This window comes from Burkholderia sp., from assembly GCF_018375725.1.
Lineage (GTDB): Bacteria > Pseudomonadota > Gammaproteobacteria > Burkholderiales > Burkholderiaceae > Burkholderia.
The window spans coordinates 1-2,727 of sequence record NZ_JAHACR010000423.1; the positions used below are offsets into that span (position 1 = coordinate 1).

Sequence of the window (2,727 nt, forward strand, 5' to 3'; positions counted from 1 at the left end):
CATCGCCACCCTGCTGACCGGCTGCGTCGTCGCACCCGATGCCGGGTACGGTTACGGCTACGGGCAGACCTACTATCCGAATTCCGGCTACGTCTACGGCCCGACGTATCCGGCGTACGGCACGATCAATATCTGGAGCGGCGGCGGTCGCGACCGGGATGGGGGCCGCGGCGATTTCCGCCGGGGCGACCGCGATCACGACCGCGGCGATCATGATCGCGACCGGGGCGGCCGTCGTGGCGACTGGAACGACTGGCGCGGCGGCGGACACGGCCACGGCGACCGTCACTGACAACGCAATTGCAACCGTTTGTATCTGCGCGCCCGGCGTCCGGCCTGCGTTTCTCCTGATGCTTCGCTATCCCGAAAGACGAGCGCGGCATGCTACGATTTTCCGGACCAAGGAGACGCCGCCATGCAACCGGAAATCGCCCGTCGCTTCGATGACGAATTCGCACCGCGCATTGCACACCTGATCGCCACCTTCCTGGCCGATCGTGTACATGTCGAAGTCGTTCCTTACAACGGGCACGGTCACCCGACGCGCGTGCGGATCAGCAACGTGCTGCACGAGCACACGCGCGGCTTCGCGCATCCGCTGAACATCGAAATGACGTGGGACGGCGACGAGATCGAACGGCTGATGGGGCCGGACGGCGCGGCGCGCTTCGAACGCTATCTGGCCGCGCTGCCGGGAAAGCTGACCGCCTGGCAAGCCGCGCGCCATGTCGATCTCAAGTCGCGCACGCAGGCCGACCCGCTCGTGCGGCTCGGCGGCCTCGATTTCGAAGGATGAGGGCGCGCGCCGCGGCCGCCGGCGGGGTCGCGAAACGCGGCCCGGTGATACACTCGGCCGATCCGCGCCGGCACGCGCCATCATCCGCGCAGCAGGCGCCTTTCATACTGTCGAAACCTATCAGGAGGCTCCATGGCTGAGTTCCGGCTCTGGACTGACGCATTTCCGGCAAACGGCTTCATGCCGAAAGCACAGGAATATCACCACGCCGGATTCGGCGTCGACGGCGGCAATCTTTCCCCCGCCCTGAAGTGGGAAAACCTGCCCGCCGGCACGAAGAGCATCGCAATCACCTGCTACGATCCGGACGCCCCGACGGGCAGCGGCTTCTGGCACTGGGTCGCCGTGAATCTCCCGGCCGGCACGACCAGCCTGCCGGAAGGCGCGGGCGCCGCCAGCGGCGCCGCGATGCCGCCGGGCACGGTGCAGGTGCGCAACGACTATGGCGACGAAGGGTTCGGCGGTGCCGCACCGCCCCGTGGCGACAAGCCCCACCGCTATATCTTCCGCGTCCATGCGCTGTCCGTCGACAGCCTGCCGATCACGCCGGACACGACCAACGCGATCGCCCGCTTCATGATCCACCTGAACCAGATCGCGTCCGCCGAATACACCGGCCTCTATCAGCTGAAGTAATTCCGGAGCAACCCGGCCGGCTGGACCGCGGTCCAGCCGCATCACACCGCATCGCGCCGCTCCGCGCAAATGGTTGTGCACACAACCGCTCTCCGCGATCTTCCGATGCCGCCACGCCACCCCGCCATGAATGCCGATACCGGCCTGCCGCTTCCGCAACGCTACCGGGCGATCGTCTGCGTCGCGCTGGGCATCACGCTCGCCGTGCTCGACGGCGCCATCGCCAACGTCGCGCTGCCGACCATCGCGCGCGACCTGCGTGCGAGCGACGCCGCGTCGATCTGGATCGTCAACGCGTACCAGCTCGCCGTCACGATTTCGCTGTTGCCGCTCGCGTCGCTCGGCGAACGGATCGGCTACCGGCGCATCTATATCGGCGGACTGGCGCTGTTCACCGCGGCGTCGCTCGGATGCTCGCTCGCAGGCTCGCTGCCGGAGCTCGCGGTCATGCGGGTGATCCAGGGCTTCGGCGCGGCGGGCATCATGAGCGTCAACGCCGCGCTCGTGCGCATGATCTATCCGTCGTCGCTGCTCGGCCGCGGGCTGTCGATCAACACGATGGTCGTCGCGCTGTCGTCCGCGCTCGGGCCGACGGTCGCATCCGCCGTGCTGTCGGTCGCGTCGTGGCCGTGGCTCTTCGCGATCAACGTGCCGATCGGCATCGCCGCCGTGGTCGGCAGCGTGCGCGCACTGCCCGCCAATCCGCGGCACGACGCGCCCTACGACACGCTGAGCGCGCTGATGAACGCATGCGTGTTCGGGCTGCTGATCGTGGCCGTCGACGGACTCGGTCACGGCGAACGCCATGCGTACGTCGCCGCGGAGATGGTGGTGGCCGGCGTCGTCGGCGTCTTCTTCGTCAAGCGGCAGTTGTCACAGCCGGCGCCGTTGCTGCCGGTCGACCTGCTGCGCATCCCGCTTTTCGCGCTGTCGATCTGCACGTCGATCGCCTCGTTTTCCTCGCAGATGCTCGCGTTCGTCGCGCTGCCGTTCTGGCTGCAGAACACGCTCGGCTTTTCGCAGGTGGCGACCGGCATCTACATGACGCCGTGGCCGCTCGTGATGGTGGTCGCCGCGCCGCTCGCCGGCATGCTGTCCGACCGCTACTCCGCAGGCACGCTCGGCGGCATCGGGCTGGCGCTGTTCGCCGCGGGGCTGCTGTCGCTTGCGACAATCGGCCCGCATCCGGGCACCGTCGACATCGTCTGGCGGATGGCACTGTGCGGCACAGGATTCGGCCTGTTCCAGACGCCGAACAACCGCGCGATCATGTCGTCGGCGCCGCGCATGCGCAG

The 2,727-nt window shown here is 68.0% G+C and carries 4 protein-coding genes; all 4 read left to right on the top strand.

Annotation, left to right across the window (positions count from 1 at the left end):
- The first annotated feature begins 1 nt into the window (after position 1).
- Positions 2-292: a hypothetical protein gene (locus KH616_RS23815; RefSeq protein ID WP_292253535.1), complete on the top strand. Its 291-nt coding sequence runs from the start codon at positions 2-4 to the stop codon at positions 290-292.
- Between the two features lie 123 nt (positions 293-415).
- Positions 416-796, top strand: a complete 381-nt coding sequence (locus KH616_RS23820) for a DUF5594 family protein (RefSeq protein WP_292253537.1) — start codon at positions 416-418, stop codon at positions 794-796.
- Positions 797-928: 132 nt separating this feature from the next.
- Entirely contained in the window at positions 929-1,432 is a 504-nt protein-coding gene (locus KH616_RS23825) for a YbhB/YbcL family Raf kinase inhibitor-like protein (RefSeq protein ID WP_292253540.1), read from the top strand.
- Between the two features lie 126 nt (positions 1,433-1,558).
- A partial coding sequence (locus tag KH616_RS23830; RefSeq protein ID WP_292253541.1) for an MFS transporter occupies positions 1,559-2,727 on the top strand: 1,169 nt, incomplete at its 3' end.

What these genes read in the sequence shown, in the direction of transcription:
- KH616_RS23820 (WP_292253537.1), top strand. Translation starts at nt 416, where the DNA reads ATGCAACCGGAAATCGCCCGTCGCTTCGATGACGAATTCGCACCGCGC.
- KH616_RS23825 (WP_292253540.1), top strand. Translation starts at nt 929, where the DNA reads ATGGCTGAGTTCCGGCTCTGGACTGACGCATTTCCGGCAAACGGCTTC.